We start from the raw sequence: 14,946 nt of genomic DNA, 5'->3' as shown, positions 1-14,946 counted from the left end.
TCGGTGGGCTGCTGGCATTCAGAGGGACTGACCTCCCAATAGCCGGAAAATATCCGGCTAATTCAGAGCATCCCTAATAACGTTCTGACCTGGAGTAATGCTTCAGACGTAGCGCTGCGGGCGACAGGGCGTGCGGTGATAAGCGGCAGTATTTCTACGGCAATCAATGGAGGAAGTCTCGGAGAGAACTTCCTTGGGGCGCTGAGTGGAGAAGGTGCCACTGTAGCCATGGCTACAGGTTTCAAATGGGTCGGCGACCAGACGATTCGTTTCGACGATGGTAGTGCTGAGAAGATTTTTGCCCACGCGATTGTTGGAGGACTTATCGCTGAGGCAACTGGCGGAGACTTCAAGACAGGAGCAGCAGCAGCGGGTTTGAATGAGGCGCTGATCAATGGCCTCAATGAAGCAGCCCAGGGGAACGAGCAGATTCACATGATGCTCTCCCAACTGACCGGTCTGGTTGCGGCGGTGGCGGTCGGAGGGGACTTGCAGCAAGGGGTGAGCATTGCTCAGGCTGCAACGGAATATAACCATAATCTGCATCTTAATAATGCCAAGGCTGCTGCCAAGGCGATTATGCAAGCCTGCCAGAGCAGAGCAGATCTCTGCACGGGAGATGTATCCAGAGTCACGGAGCAGGATCTGGTCTACGCCTTGGAAGTCAGTGCTCGCCACGGCGAGGGGGCTGACCAGCTGAACTGGGACGCGGCGCTGCTTGTTGATCAATTCCGGGCCTTGGCGAAGCAGCTGGATGACAAAGGGCTGGAGGACGATTTATTTACCCCGACAGAGTCTGAGGCCCACCGTATCGCGATTGGCGACACGGTGGAGGCAGTGGGGGCTATCGCCAGTGTTGCAAATGCTATTAGACTCTTTGCTAAAAATCCTTCTGGGATTGTTGAGGCGGTAAAGGGCTTATTTGGTGGTGCAAAAGGCATTGATAAACTTTTTGAAGCTGGCCGAACACCGAAGGCAAGTGAGCTAAAGCAGTTTGCGGAAAGCCAGGGATGGAAACCCTCTCAGACCGACGGTGGACCTCTCAAATACGTTGACGAAAATGGCATTCCTCGTGTAACAATCAAACAAGGCAGCTCACGTGCTCCTGGAAGTGCTGATCCGCATGTTGAGTTCAAAAATGCAGCAGGCCAAAGAACAGATGCTTTTGGTAATCCAGTAACCAGAAAGAGTCCGGATAATCACACTTCAATTGATTTTGACTTGTGAGGATTTATATGAATTATTATGAGATTCCGTCGCTGTCAGGGTTTTATTTCGAGGATAGCTACGTCTTATCAATTGATGAGAATTCCATTTCATTAGTGTTTGAATTGGAGGTCGTTCTCACTGAAGAGCATCCGCAGTTTGAAAATCCTAAAAAAGGAGAGCAGTATTGCTATCGAAGGGTTTTTTTGCGTTTTCTAAATGTTGACTATTTAAAGTGGTTGGATCGCCGATTCACGACATTTTTAGACGCTTCGGGCGAGACTGACTATGGGAATATAGATAGGTTTGTTGTTGATAATGGTTTTTATGCATTGTCTGGCGATTGGGGAGCAGTAATTGTTAAAGGGGAGCTAGAATTAAGTGTTGCTGATTAGTTGGTGCAAAAGGCGCAGGAACCACAGGTCAAAAGCTGCCATCTGCTTTACCAGATAACTTGACTGGTTATGCGAACCCGAAAGATATACGGTTCACACAAGATAGTGTTTCGAATACCTTCAAAGATGGCCAAACTCTCCAGTCAACCATCGACGGGCTGAAGTCAGGGAGAATCTCTCCAGATGACCTGCCTCCTATCCGGGTATTTGAGAAGTGCGAAAAGGGGACAGATTTATTTTTCTTGAGCAGAGGTCTTGGAAAATAAATCTGTCCCCTTTTCTGCGCAAGGCGGAAAAGAGGGCTGGTTTAAAATGATTGGCCCAGATGCAAGCAAGTCTCAGCAGTTTTTGCTTAATAAACAGGGTGGTGAGCATCTTCCGGTGGTCAAGAATATTGAGATTTTAGATAGGAAATGAGAGGTCTTATGGATAGCTCTTGGTTTAATGAAGGCATAAAGCCATCTTTGAAGGGGTGCTCTTTAGAGTACTCATCATTTCCTAATGGAGATTTTGGTGATCTTGAAAGGATAGAGTTGGAAGGCTTCAGTAAGCTAGGAACAGTAGAGTTTTGGTCTAAAGGCTGGATTGGCATTGATATATATGACTGTGCTCTGGAATGTCAGGTTATGAATGTGCTACTTTCTCCTGAAGAAAAAGATTCTGTCCATCAGGCATTTGAGAGGTTTATAGAAATATTGACGCAGGATAGCTGATGCTGCAAAAGGGGCAAAAGGAACAGGGCAGGCTCTGCGCGAAGTAGAAGTTAGCTCTGGTAGCAAGGTGGAAAAGGGGGCAGATTTATTTTTCTTTGGAGTATAAAGCTGTCCGCTTTTTTTGTCTGTTGGGCGCTGGATGTAAGTGTTATTTCCCGCTCTAGATATAGGCGCAAAAAAGTCTTGATAAGAACGCTGTAGACAACTACAAAATCTTCATTTTATCGGTCAACTGACCGATAAAATGCGAAATTCTCAAGGAAGAGTCGCACCATGTATTACCCACGCGAAGCCGAAAAAGATCATCTATACAACAGAGTCATTCTGCTCACATTTGCTTGCTGTGTACTACTAGGGCTGGCCGCTATGGCCAGGCAGCAGGGGGCTATCTATGCCGCCAGCCAGTGGAGCGCGGTCGAGGTCACGGGTACCGTCACCCAAGTGGAATCTATCCCGAGAAACGACATGGTCAAGATCATCCACTACCGCTATGTAGATGATGATGGACAGATACATGAAGACCAATGCTGGGACAAACGCTACGCCGAGCACGCCCCCTATGACGTGGGGCAGGATATTTCGCTGGTCTATTCACGCTGGCTTCCCCGGGTCAGCAGCATCTCGTTTGTGTTGCGTACCTACCGCCCAGGCTTTTACATCATGGTGAGCGGGATACTGCTGACATTGCTTTTTCTTGGTATCTCGTTCAAGACACTGGGCCGCATTTCTACGTTGAAGCAGGAAGATCGATTCTACTGAGAGCAGCAGTTCGTTAGTGCGGGGTGGGAGAGGGGGCAGATTTGTTTTTCCTGAGCAGAGGTCGTGGAAAATAAATCTGTCCCCTTTTTCGTCCCCTTTTTCCGGTCCCCTTTTTCCGCTTTTTCCGGTTGATCCATACAGGAAATCAGGTTATTAAAATTAATGAAACTTTTTCATCGATCTTTCAAAGGACTTTCGGAAAGCCAATTGATTATGAGGGGCGCTCTGTATGCCAGATTTATGTAAAAAAGATTCAATTGGGCGTAAATAAAATTAAAATCTCTCGTCTTAACGCGTCGTTGGAGACAGAGGTTGGTCTGCGTCTGAAAGTAGTCAAGGGTGAGTTGGAGATAAATGGCGAGCGTAGCTCAGATTTTGTACTTTGGAGTGACACATGCCCCGAAGTGGTCAATGTCTCGGTTTTCGCAAAGAAAGGATGTGAGCTTCGTGTCTGGAATGTTTGGCGCGCGGGTGATGTTGTGCAGGCGTGGGTAGGTAATTCGGGGATTATCCTCAGTGAGGAGCATGATGGGGTTGTTTTAGAGTGTAGTGATGGTGCTGGAGATATAGATTTCTCATCGCTAATTGTTAAGATTTTTGATATTGGATGAGAGTGAAAAGGAGCGAAAAGGAGGTGGATTTAATTTTTTGATCAGCTGCCTTTTAAAAAAATGTCCCCTTTTCGGATTTGGTTCGTGGTGCGGAACTGCTGAAGAAAGTAGGTTGTGAGAGGTTCTAAGTGTCGAAAAAAGTTAAGCTTGGTGATGTGTTACAGGTTTTGACTTCGGTCGGGGTTTCCTATGCGCAAGTTACACATAGGAATGCGGAATTTGGGTATTTGATTCGGGTTTTTTCTGGGATCTATGAAAAGCCGCCAGAGAGCTTTCTGGATGTGGTGCGACGTCCGGTTCAGTTTTCCGCATTTTTTGTAGTTCAGAGCGCTGTTAATCAAGGACTGCTGACCGTAGTCGCCAACGTACCTGTACCTGAGGAGTTACAAGTGTTCCCAGTATTCCGTTCCCGAAATGGAGGGCCGGGTGGGTCTGTTTGGCTGTGGGATGGGGAAAAGTCTTTCCGGCTGGATAGAGACCTATCGCGGCAAGAGTTGGAGTTCCCTACAGAGGGGATAATTAGTGCTCCTCTTTTGGTTGAGCGAATTGAAAGGGGTTATCGCTCTGAAATGCATGATGTTTGGTGAGCAGTGAGACAAGGAAAAATTCGGCAGATTTCAATCTGTCTACTTAAAAAGATTTGTGAGCGAAAAGGGGATATTATTTTGTGGGGCCGCATGTGCGGCCCCTTAAGCGCCGTTAACCCTCAAACTTGCAATCTTTTCCGGAAAGGGGACAGATTTATTTTCTCCGAACGCCCGGAGTCGATTGGAAAGTGAAGCTGCCTCCTGTTGTTACGGTCAAGTGCTCGCGGCTAACCCAGAAAAGGCGACTAAACTGAAAGCCTCAATAGAAGTGAGGTTGCTATGCCAAGGATTGGACGAGTAGTACTCCCGAACTATCCCCACCATGTTGTTCAGCGTGGCCACAACCGACAGATCGTTTTTGCAGCACCGCAGGACTATCAGCGTTACATCAACGACCTGCGTGAGCTTAAGGAAGCATTTGGTATAAAAGTGTACGCATATTGTCTCATGACAAATCATGTTCATTTGTTACTGGAACCAGGAGAGGCTGTAGCCAGCCTTGGGCAGTTGATGAAAGCTCTGGCGGCGCGTGCTACTCGCTATCGTAACAAGCTGGAAGGGCGTTCAGGAACATTATGGGAAAGTCGATATAAGTCTAGTGTCGTACAGTCAGAGACCTATCTTCTAGCGTGTTGCAGGTATATTGAGTTGAATCCAGTGCGAGCATTTATGGTTCTTCAACCTGAAGACTACCCTTGGTCGAGCTATCGGGCTCGAATAAATTCGCGGCCGGATTCTGATTGGCTGGACATCGCCCCATGTTTTGAGTTGATGGCTGAAACACCTGAGGAAATGGTGGGTCGATATATATCCTTTGTCAGGCAGACTACTTCGCTGGGCGAATTGGATCTCATTAGAATAGCTTTGCAACGAGGTCAGTTGACAGGGGATGCTCGCTTTGTTGATGAGGTTGAAAAAATATGTGGTCTCCGAATAGAGTGGCGTGGGCAGGGCAGGCCGAACTCGCATGCTAAATAAATCTGTCACTTTTTCCATAATTTGTGTTCGTGGGGTTTGTAGATAGGTGACTTATGGATTTTGAGAAGATGATAGATGGTATTAAAACAAAAGAGGAGTTCGCAGATTTTATTTGTGGGCTTAAGGAAGATTTGGAGTTGAATTCAAACGAGTGGGAAAATCCTACGCTGGAAAGGTTTTTGGATGCAATGGAGGCTTGGATTAGAGCAATGGATTTCTATGCAATAAACTCTGGTGGCGAGGAAGTCCTTGTCCCTAGTTGGCAGACGTTTGCAAAAATATTGTTCGCATCTAAGATTTACGAATAGTGTTAGGGTTTTAATTGGTTATTTGGTCCGAAAGGCATTGATAAATTTTTTGGAGCTTGCGGTGGAAAAGGGGAGGAAAAGGGGACAGATTTATTTTTCTTGAGCAGAGGTCTTGGAAAATAAATCTGTCCCCTTTTCTGTCGTTGGATTTCTGTGAAAAATGGACAGCCGATAAATCCAGCAACCGGTGGTACTGGCACAAGGGGAGATACACATGTGCCATTGCCGCCAAATACTGTGCCCCCTAAGCGATGAGAGTGTGTTTATGATTAATGAAGCCGATTTGGCAGAGCTGAATTCAACAGTGCTTACAGGTGTAACAGTTGGTGTTGGCTCGCAGATTTTGATATTCGGGAGTAGTGCGACTGTGCTAATGCAGTGTCCCTTTACAAGTGAAATACAAGGGCGGAAACAACAGGGGCACGGTGAAGACGTGAAGACCAGTGAATTACTTTTTGATTACCTGAATTGTCAGGTGGCAAGTGCTTCGCTTGAAGAAGGGGGGGTTCTGGTGTTGGAGTTTGAGGGAGGGAAGTCATTGAGGGTTACCCCCGAATGTAACGGGCTTGAGTCTTATGTGGTCTCTACTCGCTTTGGTATTTGTCCTGTTGCAGTAATTTAATAGTAGGAAAAGGGGATAGATTTGAATCAGGAACAGGGGGCCAGGAAAAGGGGACAGATTTTAATGGCACTTACTTAATACTCCGGGTGCTTTGGACCTGCCCTTGTTGAAGGGAGCGAATTCATCAGAAAGGGCCGCATGCGCGGCCCAAAATCAATCGACTCTCATCCGCTCCCCTTCTGCCGCGCCAAGCCGGTCAGCAGCGACTCCACCAGCGCCCGTGAAATCTCCAGTGGGGCGAAAAGGGGACAGATTTATTTTTCTTGAGCAGAGGTCTTGGAAAATAAATCTGTCCCATTTTCAACGCAGGACTCACTAAAGGTCAAAATATGACGGTAGTAGTTAGGGGGGGAAGAGGTGTGCTCTTATTGCAAGAGCACATTGACGGCGGCAGCTGATCGTGCGGGGCTGAATAATTTGGTCGTGGTTGATACGGTAAAAGGCCGTGTGTACGAGTGGGTACGTGGAGTGGGGTGGAAAGAATGAGTGTTGAGATTTCAGAAAGTGAAAGCTGTCTAGAGCTTTGTACGCAGAGCGGTCTTTCGAAACCGCCTGCTGAAATTACTAGAGATCCTGTCTGGGAGAGAGTGCAGGATGCACTGATTGAAGTTTTCGCCTGTGGAGGGTTTGTTGAGTTGAGGGTCATTTCTCCCCGCAACGGTTTTGTTTCTGAGTTGTGTATGAAGTCGAAGAAGGGAGAGTACCGATTAATCGTCTTGACCCGCTCTGCTGATCCAAAGTCTCGATTGTTTGAGTGGTGGGAGCGAGGAGACGATGGTTATCGAGGGATGGTTCGTTTTGGTGATGACGATTGGGATGCGCGAACCGTTTGTGATGACATTTCTGTAGCGTGTTTGATTTTCAAGGAGCTGTTTGAGTCGGGTGACTTGGTTTCTGGATTATCACAGATGCGGTCGGAGTGGGATCCTAAGGAATAATGGCAACAGTCGAACTCCAGAGCAGAAAAAGGGGACCAAGAAAAAGGGGACAGATTCGAATGGCACTTACTTAACATGCTTCGGGTGCCCTGGGCTTGCCCTTGTTGATGGGTACGAATTCATCAGAAAAGGCCGCATGCGCGGCCCAAAATCAATCGACTCTCATCCGCTCCCCTTCTGCCGCGCCAAGCCGGTCAGCAGCGATTCCACCAGCGCCTGTGAAATCTCCAGCGAGTGATAGGTCGCCCACGCCAGCCCGCCGACAGAGCGATCAGCCTGCTCGCAGACCTGCGTATTGGTTTCGAACGCGGATTTCAGGATCATGGACAGGTGCACGAGGGCATCTTCGATATCGACGCCATCACAGACGGCGAATAGCGGTTTGTGGCCGTTGTTGCACGTGCTGAACTGGGTATGGACGGTGGTCAGGCCAGGGGGATCGGGGACAAGTTTCTTCATCACGTCGTTTCTCTGTGGAGGAATGAAACGCCACAGCCCGCCGTCAAGCAGGAGGGTGGCGACTGTGCGCGGGTTGACGGACCGGTCCACAGAGAAAACCCGGCGCGCCCGAAGGCGCCCACACGCACAGCTGCCATAGCAACCAGCGCTCCATGAATCGGCCCGTCAAGACCGGTCGTTGTGTGCAACGACCGGCGAAGACTAGGTGTCCATTTCCAGGAGAGCAATGGCTTGGGAAGCGCGAAAGTATGATTGGGAAATTGCCTACATAAAAGTCGGACCGAAGCGAAGTTTTGTAGCCCTATGCAACACCCACTGCCACCCCATCAGCTCTTCAGGAACGCCACCGGCACCCACTCCGTCAGCCACACTCCATTCTCCGCCTGGAAAAATCCAAACCCGCCGCACGCTGGATCAGTTCTTCGAGATCGGCATACCGTGTGGCCGTGCTCGCTCCACCAAATGGACGATGTGGCCGATGCCGGGGTTTCGAATACTGCACGAAAACCTTTCGCGAGGCCTTCATGAGTTCCAGTGCCGTAGCCATTGCCAATCTGCTGTACCAGTACGCCGAGCGCTTGGACGGTGGCGATTTCGAGGGCGCCACCGCGCTGTTTCTGCATGCCCGGATCAAGGTGGGGAAGGATGCGCCGCTGATCGATTCGACCGGCATGCTGCGCCTGTTGCGCGAGCTGGTGATCCTTTATCCCTGCGGGACACCGCGGACGCGGCATGTCACCAGCAATCCGATCATCGAGATCGACGAGGCGGGGAACCGTGCCACGGTACGGTCGTGCTACACCGTGTTCCAGACGACCGAGGGGCTGCCGTTGTAGGCGATCACGGCGGGGCGGTATCACGATGAATTCGAGCGGGTGGATGGGGTCTGGCGGTTTTCGTACAGGGATTACACCTTGCAGGACGCGGTGGGGGAAATGGGGTTTCATTTGAGCGGGGTGGTGCCGGGGCGAGGGTAGGAGCTGCGTTAGCTGCGAAGGAGCGCGCAGCGGTCCCAGAACCATCCCGCACGAGTCTCTGACCAAGCTGCATCATGGATTCACAGTGCCCGATCTCCCGCGTTTCTCCAGGCTCATTGGAGAGACAGGTTTTGGGACCGCTGCGCGCTCCTTCGCAGCTGACGCAGCTCCTACCTGGGCCGCGCCGCGTGGGTAGTTCTGGTAAGCCAACGCACCGCCCAAAAAAAGCCCCGCAAGGCATACACCCGGCGGGGCAAAAAGGTCGGTCTGAACCAACCAAAGGAGCCTTACAAATTCACTTCGTCGACGCCACCGTCTCGGCCTGCCAGCCACCACCCAGCGCCTTGTAGATCGCGACGATCCCGCGATACAGCTCGACCTCGCCCTGGGCCTGGGCGTCTTCCGCCGCCAGTTTTTCCCGCTCGGCATCCAGCAGCACCAGGTAATCCACCGTGCCTTCGCGGTAGCGAATCGATGCCAGGTCCGCCGCCTTGCGGCTCGCCTCGCTCTGCTTCAGCAGCGACAGCAGACGCTGCTGGCGCTTGCCGTAGTCGCTGAAGGCGTTTTCCGATTCTTCCAGTGCCAGCAACACCTGTTGCTCATAGGTCGCCAGCGCACCTTCGGCGTCGGCATTGGCGCCGCGCAGGCGGGCGCGCACGCTGCCGAGGTCGAAGGCCGCCCAGGTGATGCTCGGGCCCAGGGCCCAGGCCGAGGCGGCCGATGAGCCGATCTGCGAGCCGCGCCCGGCGGTGAAGCCGAGGAATCCACTGAGGCTGACCCGCGGGAACAGGTCCGCAGTGGCCACGCCGACATTCGCGGTAGCCGCCGCCAGTTGGCGCTCGGCACGACGGATATCCGGCCGCCGCTGCAGCAGCTCACCCGGATCGCCCACCGGCAACGCCTTGGCGATCGCCGGCAACTGCGCCGGCGACAGGTCGACGCTCAGGGCATCCGGGCGCTGGCCGAGCAGGGTGGCGATGCGATTGCGCGCCCGGACCTGTTCCGCCTGCAGCTGCGGCACGCTGGCCTCGACCGCCGCCAGGCGGGCATCGGCGCGGACCACATCCAGTTCATTGCCCACACCGGCATCGCGCAGGGTCTCGGTGATCCCCCGGGAGTCCTGCTGGGTCTTGAGGTTGGCCAGGGCGATCTTCTCGCGCAGTTGCGCGCCGCGCAGTTGCCCGTAGGCATCCACCAGTTCGGCGATCAGGCTGACCTGCAGTTGTTGCAGGTCGGCCTGGGCCGCGGCTTCCTGGGCCTCGCTGGCTTCCAGTTGACGCTGGATGCGGCCGAACAGGTCGAGCTCCCAGGCCATGTCCAGGCCCAGGTCGTAGCGTTCGCTGTTGACCCGGTCCTCGGTCTGGCCAGGGATCTGGCCCTTGCCGAGGTTGCTGCTGGCGCGGCTGGTCACCGTCGGCAGGGCGTCGTTGTCGACGTCGTCGCGGATCGCCCGGGCCGCCTTGAGGCGGGCGAAGGCGACGCGCAGGTCACGGTTGCCGTTCAGCGACTGGGTCACCAGCTGGTCCAGCACCGGGTCTTCGAACTGGTGCCACCAGGCGCTTTCGAAGCGGCTGCGGTCCAGGCCGGCCTGGCCGTCGACGGCGGCCAGGTGGGCAGCTGCGGTGTCCGGGGTCTTGTAGTCCGGGCCTACGGCGCAGGCGCTCAGGGCCAGCACCAGCAGGCTTGGCAGCCACAGTTTGTTCAAGGTTGCAGCGTTCATGCGTGGTTCTCCAGCGCCGGTTGCCGCGCGGCCTTGCGGGCCTGGCTGCGTTCGACGTAGCGACGGATCAGGACAAAGAACACCGGGGTCAGCAGCAGGCCGAAGATGGTCACGCCGATCATCCCGGAGAACACCGCCACACCCATGGCATGGCGCATCTCGGCACCGGCACCGGAGGAGAACACCAGCGGTACCACGCCCATGATGAAGGCGAACGAGGTCATCAGGATCGGCCGCAGACGCAGGCGGCAGGCTTCCAGTACCGCGGCCAGCGGGTCGAGGCCTTCGGCCTGCTTGTCCTTGGCGAACTCGACGATGAGGATCGCGTTCTTGCACGCCAGCCCCACCAGTACGATCAAGCCGATCTGGGTGAAGATGTTGTTGTCGCTACCGGACAGGATCACCCCGGTAATGGCCGACAGCAGGGTCATCGGCACGATCAGGATCACCGCCAGCGGCAGGCTCCAGCTTTCGTACTGGGCAGCCAGCACGAGGAAGGCCAGCAGCACGCAGAGCGGGAAGACGAACAGCGCGGTATTGCCAGCGAGGATCTGCTGGTAGGTCAGCTCGGTCCACTCGAAGGTCATGCCGTTGGGCAGTTCCTCCTTGAGCAGTTTCTCCATGGCTTTCTCCGCCTGGCCGGAGCTATAGCCCGGGGCCGCAGCGCCGTTGATCTCGGCGGTGATGAAGCCGTTGTAGTGCATCACCCGGTCCGGGCCCGAGGTGTCGCTGACCTTGATGAAGGTCGCCAGCGGGATCATCTCGCCCTGGTTGTTGCGCACCTTCAGCTGGCCGATCTGCTCGGCGTCGAGGCGGAACTGCTGCTCGGCCTGGACGTTGACCTGGTAGGTGCGGCCAAAACGGTTGAAGTCGTTGGCGTACAGCGAACCCAGGTAGATCTGCAGGGTGTCGAAGATGTCGTTGATCGCCACGCCGTGGGTCTTGGCTTTCTCGCGGTCGATGGCGGCATCCACCTGGGGCACGTTCACCTGGTAGCTGGTGAACAGGCCGGCCAGTTCCGGCACGCTGTGGCTCTTGGCGATGACGTTCTGCACTTCCTTGTACAGCGCTTCATAGCCCAGGTTGCCACGGTCCTCGATCTGCAGGCGGAAACCGCCGATGGTGCCCAGCCCCTGTACCGGCGGCGGCGGGAAGATGGCGATGTAGGCGTCCTGGATATCGGCGAACTGCGCGTTCAGCGCGGCGGCGATGGCGCCGGCCGACTGGCTCGGGTCCTTGCGCTCGTCGAACGGCTTGAGCGGGGTGAACACGATGCCGCTGTTCGGGCTGTTGGTGAAGCCGTTGATCGACAGGCCCGGGAAGGCCACCGAGTCGGCCACGCCCGGCTGTTTCAGGGCGATCTCGCTCATCTTCTTGATCACCGCTTCCGTGCGGTCGAGGCTGGCTGCGTCCGGCAACTGGGCGAAGGCCACCAGGTACTGCTTGTCCTGCGCCGGGACGAAGCCGGTCGGCGTGGACGAGAAGCCCAGGTAGGTCAGGCCCATCAGGCCGGCGTAGACGAACAGCGCCACGCCACTGCGGCGGATGACCCGGCCGACGGCGCCGACATAGCTATGGCTGGCACGCTCGAAGAAGCGGTTGAACGGACGGAACAACCAGCCGCCCAGCAGACGCTCAAGCAGCAGCGAGAAACGGTCCTTCGGCTCGTGGTGTCCCTTGAGCAGCACGGCGGCCAGCGCCGGCGACAGGGTCAGCGAGTTGAAGGCCGAGATCACCGTGGAGATGGCGATGGTCAGGGCGAACTGCTTGTAGAACTGTCCGGTAAGCCCGGAGATGAACGCCGCCGGGACGAACACGGCGCAGAGCACCAGGGCGGTAGCGATGATCGGCCCGGTCACTTCGCCCATGGCCTTTTGCGTGGCTTCAAGCGGCTTGAGGCCCAGCTCGATGTTGCGTTCGACGTTCTCCACCACGACGATGGCGTCGTCCACCACGATGCCGATGGCCAGCACCAGGCCGAACAGCGACAAGGCGTTGAGCGAGAAGCCGAACAGGTGCATCACGGCGAAGGTACCGATCAGCGACACCGGCACGGCCACCAGCGGGATGATCGAGGCGCGCCAGGTCTGCAGGAACAGGATCACCACCAGCACCACGAGGATCAGCGCTTCGAACAGGGTGTGCACCACCGCTTCGATCGAGCCGCGGACGAACACGGTCGGGTCGTAGACGATGCTGTAGTCCATGCCTTCGGGGAAGCTCTGCTTCAGCTCGGCCATCTTCGCCCGCACTTCGTCGGAGATCTCGATGGCGTTGGAGCCCGGGCGCTGGAAGATCGGGATGGCCACGGCCGGCTGGTTGTTCAGCAGCGAGCGCAGGGCGTACTGGCTGGAACCCAGTTCGACCCGGGCGATGTCCTTGAGACGGGTGATCTCGCCATCTGCTCCGGAGCGGATGATGATGTTCTCGAACTCTTCTTCGCTGACCAGACGGCCCTGGGTGTTGACCGAGAGCTGGAAGCTGGTGGCGTTCGGCGCCGGTGGCGCGCCCAGCTGGCCGGCGGCGACCTGGCGGTTCTGCTCGCGAATGGCGGTGACCACGTCGCTGGCGGTGAGGTTGCGCGAGGCGGTCTTGTTCGGGTCGAGCCAGACCCGCAGCGAGTAGTCGCCCATGCCGAACAGCTGCACGTCGCCCACGCCGCCGAGGCGCGCCAGCTCGTCCTTGATGTTGAGGATGGCGTAGTTGGACAGGTAGAGCATGTCGTAGCGGTTATCCGGCGAGGTCAGGTGCACGACCATGGTCAGGTCGGGCGAGGCCTTGTCGACGGTGATGCCGATGCGCGTCACCTCTTCCGGCAGCTTGGGCTGGGTCCGCGTCACGCGGTTCTGCACCTGCACCTGGGCGTTGTCCAGGTTGGTGCCCAGGGCGAAGGTGATGGTCAGGGTCAGCTTGCCGTCGGCGGTGGACTGCGAGGACATGTAGAGCATGTTCTCGACACCGGTGATGGCCTGTTCAAGGGGCGCGGCGACGGTTTCGCCGATCACCTTGGGGTTGGCGCCGGGGAAGTTGGCGCGCACCACCACGGTAGGCGGCACCACTTCCGGGTATTCGCTGATCGGCAGCTGGAACAGCGAGATGGCGCCGGCGATCAGGATCAGCAGTGACAGCACGGCGGCGAAGATCGGCCGGGTGATGAAGAACTTGGAGAAATTCATTGGAGTCGTCGTCCCTTAACCGCGTGGGGTCGCGGCGCTGGCGAGCTTGACCGTGGCCTTGCCGCTGTCGACGGGCTGACGGTTGGCGGCTTCCAGGGCCTGGCGCTGTTGGGCGAGGGCGGCGAGGGTGGACTCGCTGGCCATCGGCGTTTCTTCTGGGGTGACCGGCGAGCCGGGGCGAACCCGCTGCAAGCCCTTGACCACGATGCGGTCTTCCTTGCTCAGGCCGGCACGCACGATGCGCAGGCCTTCGAGTTTCGGACCGAGTTCCACCGGGCGGTAGGCCGCGTTGTTGTCCTTGTCCATCACCAGCACGAACTTCTTGCCAAGGTCGGTACCCACGGCTTCGTCGTTGATCAGCACGGCGTCGTAGGTGGCGCTGCCCACCAGTTTCAGGCGGGCGTAGAGGCCCGGGGTGAACTGGCCGTCGCGGTTGTCGAACACGGCGCGACCGCGGATGGTACCGGTCTTGGGGTTGACTTGGTTGTCGACGAAGTTCATCTGTCCCAGGTGCGGGTTGCCGGTCTCGTTGGACAGGCCCAGGTACACCGGGGTGCTCTGGCCGCGCTGGCCTTCGCGGGCCAGCTGGGTGTACTTGAGGTACACGCGCTCGTCGGCGTCGAAGTAGGCGTAGACACGGTCGGTGGAGACCACGCTGGTGAGCGCGGTGACGTCGGCGCTGACGATGTTGCCGGCGGTGAACTCGGCACGGCTGACCCGGCCGCTGATGGGGGCGGTAACGCGGGTGAAGCTCAGGTTCAGTTTGGCCAGGTCCAGTTGCGCCTGGATCGCCGCGACACCGGCACGGGCTTCGGCGGCGGCGCTGGTGCGCGACTCGGCCAGCTCGGCGGAGATGGCGTTGCTGTTGCGCAGGCGTTCACCGCGCTGGGCTTCGTTTTCCGAGCGGATGGCGGTGGCGCGGGCTTGTTGCAGCTGGGCTTCGAGGCGGCGGACTTCGGCCTGGAACGGACGCGGGTCGATCTGGAACAGCAGGTCGCCTTTCTGCACCTGGGCGCCTTCGGTGAAGGCCACCTGGTCGATCTGCCCGGAGACGCGAGGGCGGACTTCCACGGTTTCCGGGGCTTCGAGGCGGCCGGTGAACTCGTCCCACTCATTGATCGGTTGTTCCAGCACCTTGGCCACGCTGACTTTTGGCGCTGCCGGGGCCTGGACCGCCTCCGGGGTGCGACCGCAGGCACTCATCACCAGAAGGGCCAGGGCGGCAAGGGGATAGCGCAAGGGTTTGAGTGACTGCTCCATGGAGAACTCCGCCAATGTATTGATAGTGGGCGGATTCTGCGTTTTGCCGGGGGGCGGCGACGAATCGAACGAAGCGAAGGTGACTATCACGGGGAATGATGGAAGTCGGGTTTTATCGCGTGGCGTTGATAGTTGGTCATTCGGGCCTTGAGCGCGGCCCCCTGTGGGAGCGGGTTCACCCGCGATTGCGGTATTGAATTCACCGACGTAATCGCGCGTTAAACCGCACCCACCCGG

General features: G+C 56.4%; 17 protein-coding genes. 13 read left to right on the top strand and 4 right to left on the bottom strand.

The features are described 5' to 3' along the window. The first annotated feature begins 135 nt into the window (after positions 1 to 135). The 12 genes from V0R59_RS31155 (at position 136) to V0R59_RS31105 (ending at position 7,117) form a co-directional block, all read left to right on the top strand. Positions 136 to 1,227 carry a DUF637 domain-containing protein gene (locus V0R59_RS31155; RefSeq protein WP_375547427.1) on the top strand — a complete coding sequence of 364 codons (1,092 nt, stop codon included), beginning with the start codon at positions 136 to 138 and terminating at the stop codon, positions 1,225 to 1,227. A gap of 8 nt (positions 1,228 to 1,235) precedes the next feature. Further along, a complete protein-coding gene (locus V0R59_RS31150; protein WP_330078327.1) occupies positions 1,236 to 1,601 on the top strand; it encodes a hypothetical protein in 366 nt (121 codons plus the stop codon). 255 nt (positions 1,602 to 1,856) lie between these two features. Continuing rightward, complete coding sequence (locus tag V0R59_RS31145) at positions 1,857 to 2,018, top strand: hypothetical protein (protein WP_330078326.1); 162 nt, start codon at positions 1,857 to 1,859, stop codon at positions 2,016 to 2,018. An 8-nt stretch (positions 2,019 to 2,026) separates the two neighbouring features. Beyond that, complete coding sequence (locus V0R59_RS31140; RefSeq protein WP_330078325.1) at positions 2,027 to 2,314, top strand: hypothetical protein; 288 nt, start codon at positions 2,027 to 2,029, stop codon at positions 2,312 to 2,314. A 273-nt stretch (positions 2,315 to 2,587) separates the two neighbouring features. Next, positions 2,588 to 3,073 (top strand): DUF3592 domain-containing protein, encoded by a 486-nt coding sequence (locus tag V0R59_RS31135; protein ID WP_330078324.1) that lies wholly within the window; start codon positions 2,588 to 2,590, stop codon positions 3,071 to 3,073. Between the two features lie 128 nt (positions 3,074 to 3,201). Further along, complete coding sequence (locus V0R59_RS31130; RefSeq protein ID WP_330078323.1) at positions 3,202 to 3,684, top strand: hypothetical protein; 483 nt, start codon at positions 3,202 to 3,204, stop codon at positions 3,682 to 3,684. Between the two features lie 128 nt (positions 3,685 to 3,812). Further along, positions 3,813 to 4,271 carry a hypothetical protein gene (locus V0R59_RS31125; RefSeq protein ID WP_330078322.1) on the top strand — a complete coding sequence of 153 codons (459 nt, stop codon included), beginning with the start codon at positions 3,813 to 3,815 and terminating at the stop codon, positions 4,269 to 4,271. 279 nt (positions 4,272 to 4,550) lie between these two features. Beyond that, a complete protein-coding gene (locus V0R59_RS31120) occupies positions 4,551 to 5,249 on the top strand; it encodes a transposase (protein WP_330078321.1) in 699 nt (232 codons plus the stop codon). A gap of 53 nt (positions 5,250 to 5,302) precedes the next feature. Next, positions 5,303 to 5,557, top strand: a complete 255-nt coding sequence (locus tag V0R59_RS31115; RefSeq protein ID WP_330078320.1) for a DUF7660 family protein — start codon at positions 5,303 to 5,305, stop codon at positions 5,555 to 5,557. Positions 5,558 to 5,822: 265 nt separating this feature from the next. After that, on the top strand, positions 5,823 to 6,179 hold the full coding sequence (locus V0R59_RS31110; protein ID WP_330078319.1) for a hypothetical protein: 357 nt from the start codon (positions 5,823 to 5,825) through the stop codon (positions 6,177 to 6,179). 357 nt (positions 6,180 to 6,536) lie between these two features. Beyond that, the gene (locus tag V0R59_RS32190; RefSeq protein ID WP_446033246.1) at positions 6,537 to 6,665 is read left to right on the top strand and encodes a cytidine deaminase-like fold-containing protein; all 129 of its coding nucleotides are present in this window, start codon (positions 6,537 to 6,539) and stop codon (positions 6,663 to 6,665) included. Further along, positions 6,662 to 7,117 (top strand): DUF6911 family protein, encoded by a 456-nt coding sequence (locus V0R59_RS31105; RefSeq protein WP_330078318.1) that lies wholly within the window; start codon positions 6,662 to 6,664, stop codon positions 7,115 to 7,117. Before V0R59_RS32190 ends, V0R59_RS31105 begins: the two co-directional genes overlap by 4 nt. Before the next feature lie 162 nt (positions 7,118 to 7,279). On the opposite strand, the gene V0R59_RS31100 is transcribed toward V0R59_RS31105, so the two are convergent. Further along, the gene (locus V0R59_RS31100) at positions 7,280 to 7,576 is read right to left on the bottom strand and encodes a DUF3077 domain-containing protein (RefSeq protein WP_330078317.1); all 297 of its coding nucleotides are present in this window, start codon (positions 7,574 to 7,576) and stop codon (positions 7,280 to 7,282) included. Between the two features lie 524 nt (positions 7,577 to 8,100). On the opposite strand from V0R59_RS31100, the gene V0R59_RS31095 reads away from it, so the two are divergent. Continuing rightward, positions 8,101 to 8,412: a nuclear transport factor 2 family protein gene (locus tag V0R59_RS31095; protein WP_330078316.1), complete on the top strand. Its 312-nt coding sequence runs from the start codon at positions 8,101 to 8,103 to the stop codon at positions 8,410 to 8,412. 436 nt (positions 8,413 to 8,848) lie between these two features. On the opposite strand, the gene V0R59_RS31090 is transcribed toward V0R59_RS31095, so the two are convergent. The 3 genes from V0R59_RS31090 to mexE are packed head-to-tail and all read right to left on the bottom strand — an operon-like array spanning position 8,849 to position 14,709. Next, positions 8,849 to 10,273: a TolC family protein gene (locus V0R59_RS31090; RefSeq protein WP_330078315.1), complete on the bottom strand. Its 1,425-nt coding sequence runs from the start codon at positions 10,271 to 10,273 to the stop codon at positions 8,849 to 8,851. Next, entirely contained in the window at positions 10,270 to 13,449 is a 3,180-nt protein-coding gene (locus V0R59_RS31085; RefSeq protein ID WP_330078314.1) for an efflux RND transporter permease subunit, read from the bottom strand. Before V0R59_RS31085 ends, V0R59_RS31090 begins: the two co-directional genes overlap by 4 nt. A 15-nt stretch (positions 13,450 to 13,464) precedes the next feature. Beyond that, positions 13,465 to 14,709: a multidrug efflux RND transporter periplasmic adaptor subunit MexE gene (gene mexE / locus V0R59_RS31080; protein ID WP_330078313.1), complete on the bottom strand. Its 1,245-nt coding sequence runs from the start codon at positions 14,707 to 14,709 to the stop codon at positions 13,465 to 13,467. Positions 14,710 to 14,946: the final 237 nt, after the last annotated feature.

The organism is Pseudomonas ulcerans, assembly GCF_036324125.1.
In the GTDB taxonomy this organism is placed as follows: Bacteria; Pseudomonadota; Gammaproteobacteria; order Pseudomonadales; family Pseudomonadaceae; genus Aquipseudomonas; species Aquipseudomonas ulcerans.
The sequence above is the reverse complement of the archived record's forward strand: the minus strand, read 5'-3'. Positions and strand labels throughout refer to the sequence as shown.

What these genes read in the sequence shown, in the direction of transcription:
- V0R59_RS31090 (WP_330078315.1), bottom strand. Translation starts at nt 10,273, where the DNA reads ATGAACGCTGCAACCTTGAACAAACTGTGGCTGCCAAGCCTGCTGGTG.
- V0R59_RS31095 (WP_330078316.1), top strand. Translation starts at nt 8,101, where the DNA reads ATGAGTTCCAGTGCCGTAGCCATTGCCAATCTGCTGTACCAGTACGCC.
- V0R59_RS31120 (WP_330078321.1), top strand. Translation starts at nt 4,551, where the DNA reads ATGCCAAGGATTGGACGAGTAGTACTCCCGAACTATCCCCACCATGTT.
- V0R59_RS31115 (WP_330078320.1), top strand. Translation starts at nt 5,303, where the DNA reads ATGGATTTTGAGAAGATGATAGATGGTATTAAAACAAAAGAGGAGTTC.
- mexE (WP_330078313.1), bottom strand. Translation starts at nt 14,709, where the DNA reads ATGGAGCAGTCACTCAAACCCTTGCGCTATCCCCTTGCCGCCCTGGCC.
- V0R59_RS31100 (WP_330078317.1), bottom strand. Translation starts at nt 7,576, where the DNA reads ATGAAGAAACTTGTCCCCGATCCCCCTGGCCTGACCACCGTCCATACC.
- V0R59_RS31150 (WP_330078327.1), top strand. Translation starts at nt 1,236, where the DNA reads ATGAATTATTATGAGATTCCGTCGCTGTCAGGGTTTTATTTCGAGGAT.
- V0R59_RS31140 (WP_330078325.1), top strand. Translation starts at nt 2,027, where the DNA reads ATGGATAGCTCTTGGTTTAATGAAGGCATAAAGCCATCTTTGAAGGGG.
- V0R59_RS31135 (WP_330078324.1), top strand. Translation starts at nt 2,588, where the DNA reads ATGTATTACCCACGCGAAGCCGAAAAAGATCATCTATACAACAGAGTC.
- V0R59_RS31110 (WP_330078319.1), top strand. Translation starts at nt 5,823, where the DNA reads ATGATTAATGAAGCCGATTTGGCAGAGCTGAATTCAACAGTGCTTACA.
- V0R59_RS31105 (WP_330078318.1), top strand. Translation starts at nt 6,662, where the DNA reads ATGAGTGTTGAGATTTCAGAAAGTGAAAGCTGTCTAGAGCTTTGTACG.
- V0R59_RS31085 (WP_330078314.1), bottom strand. Translation starts at nt 13,449, where the DNA reads ATGAATTTCTCCAAGTTCTTCATCACCCGGCCGATCTTCGCCGCCGTG.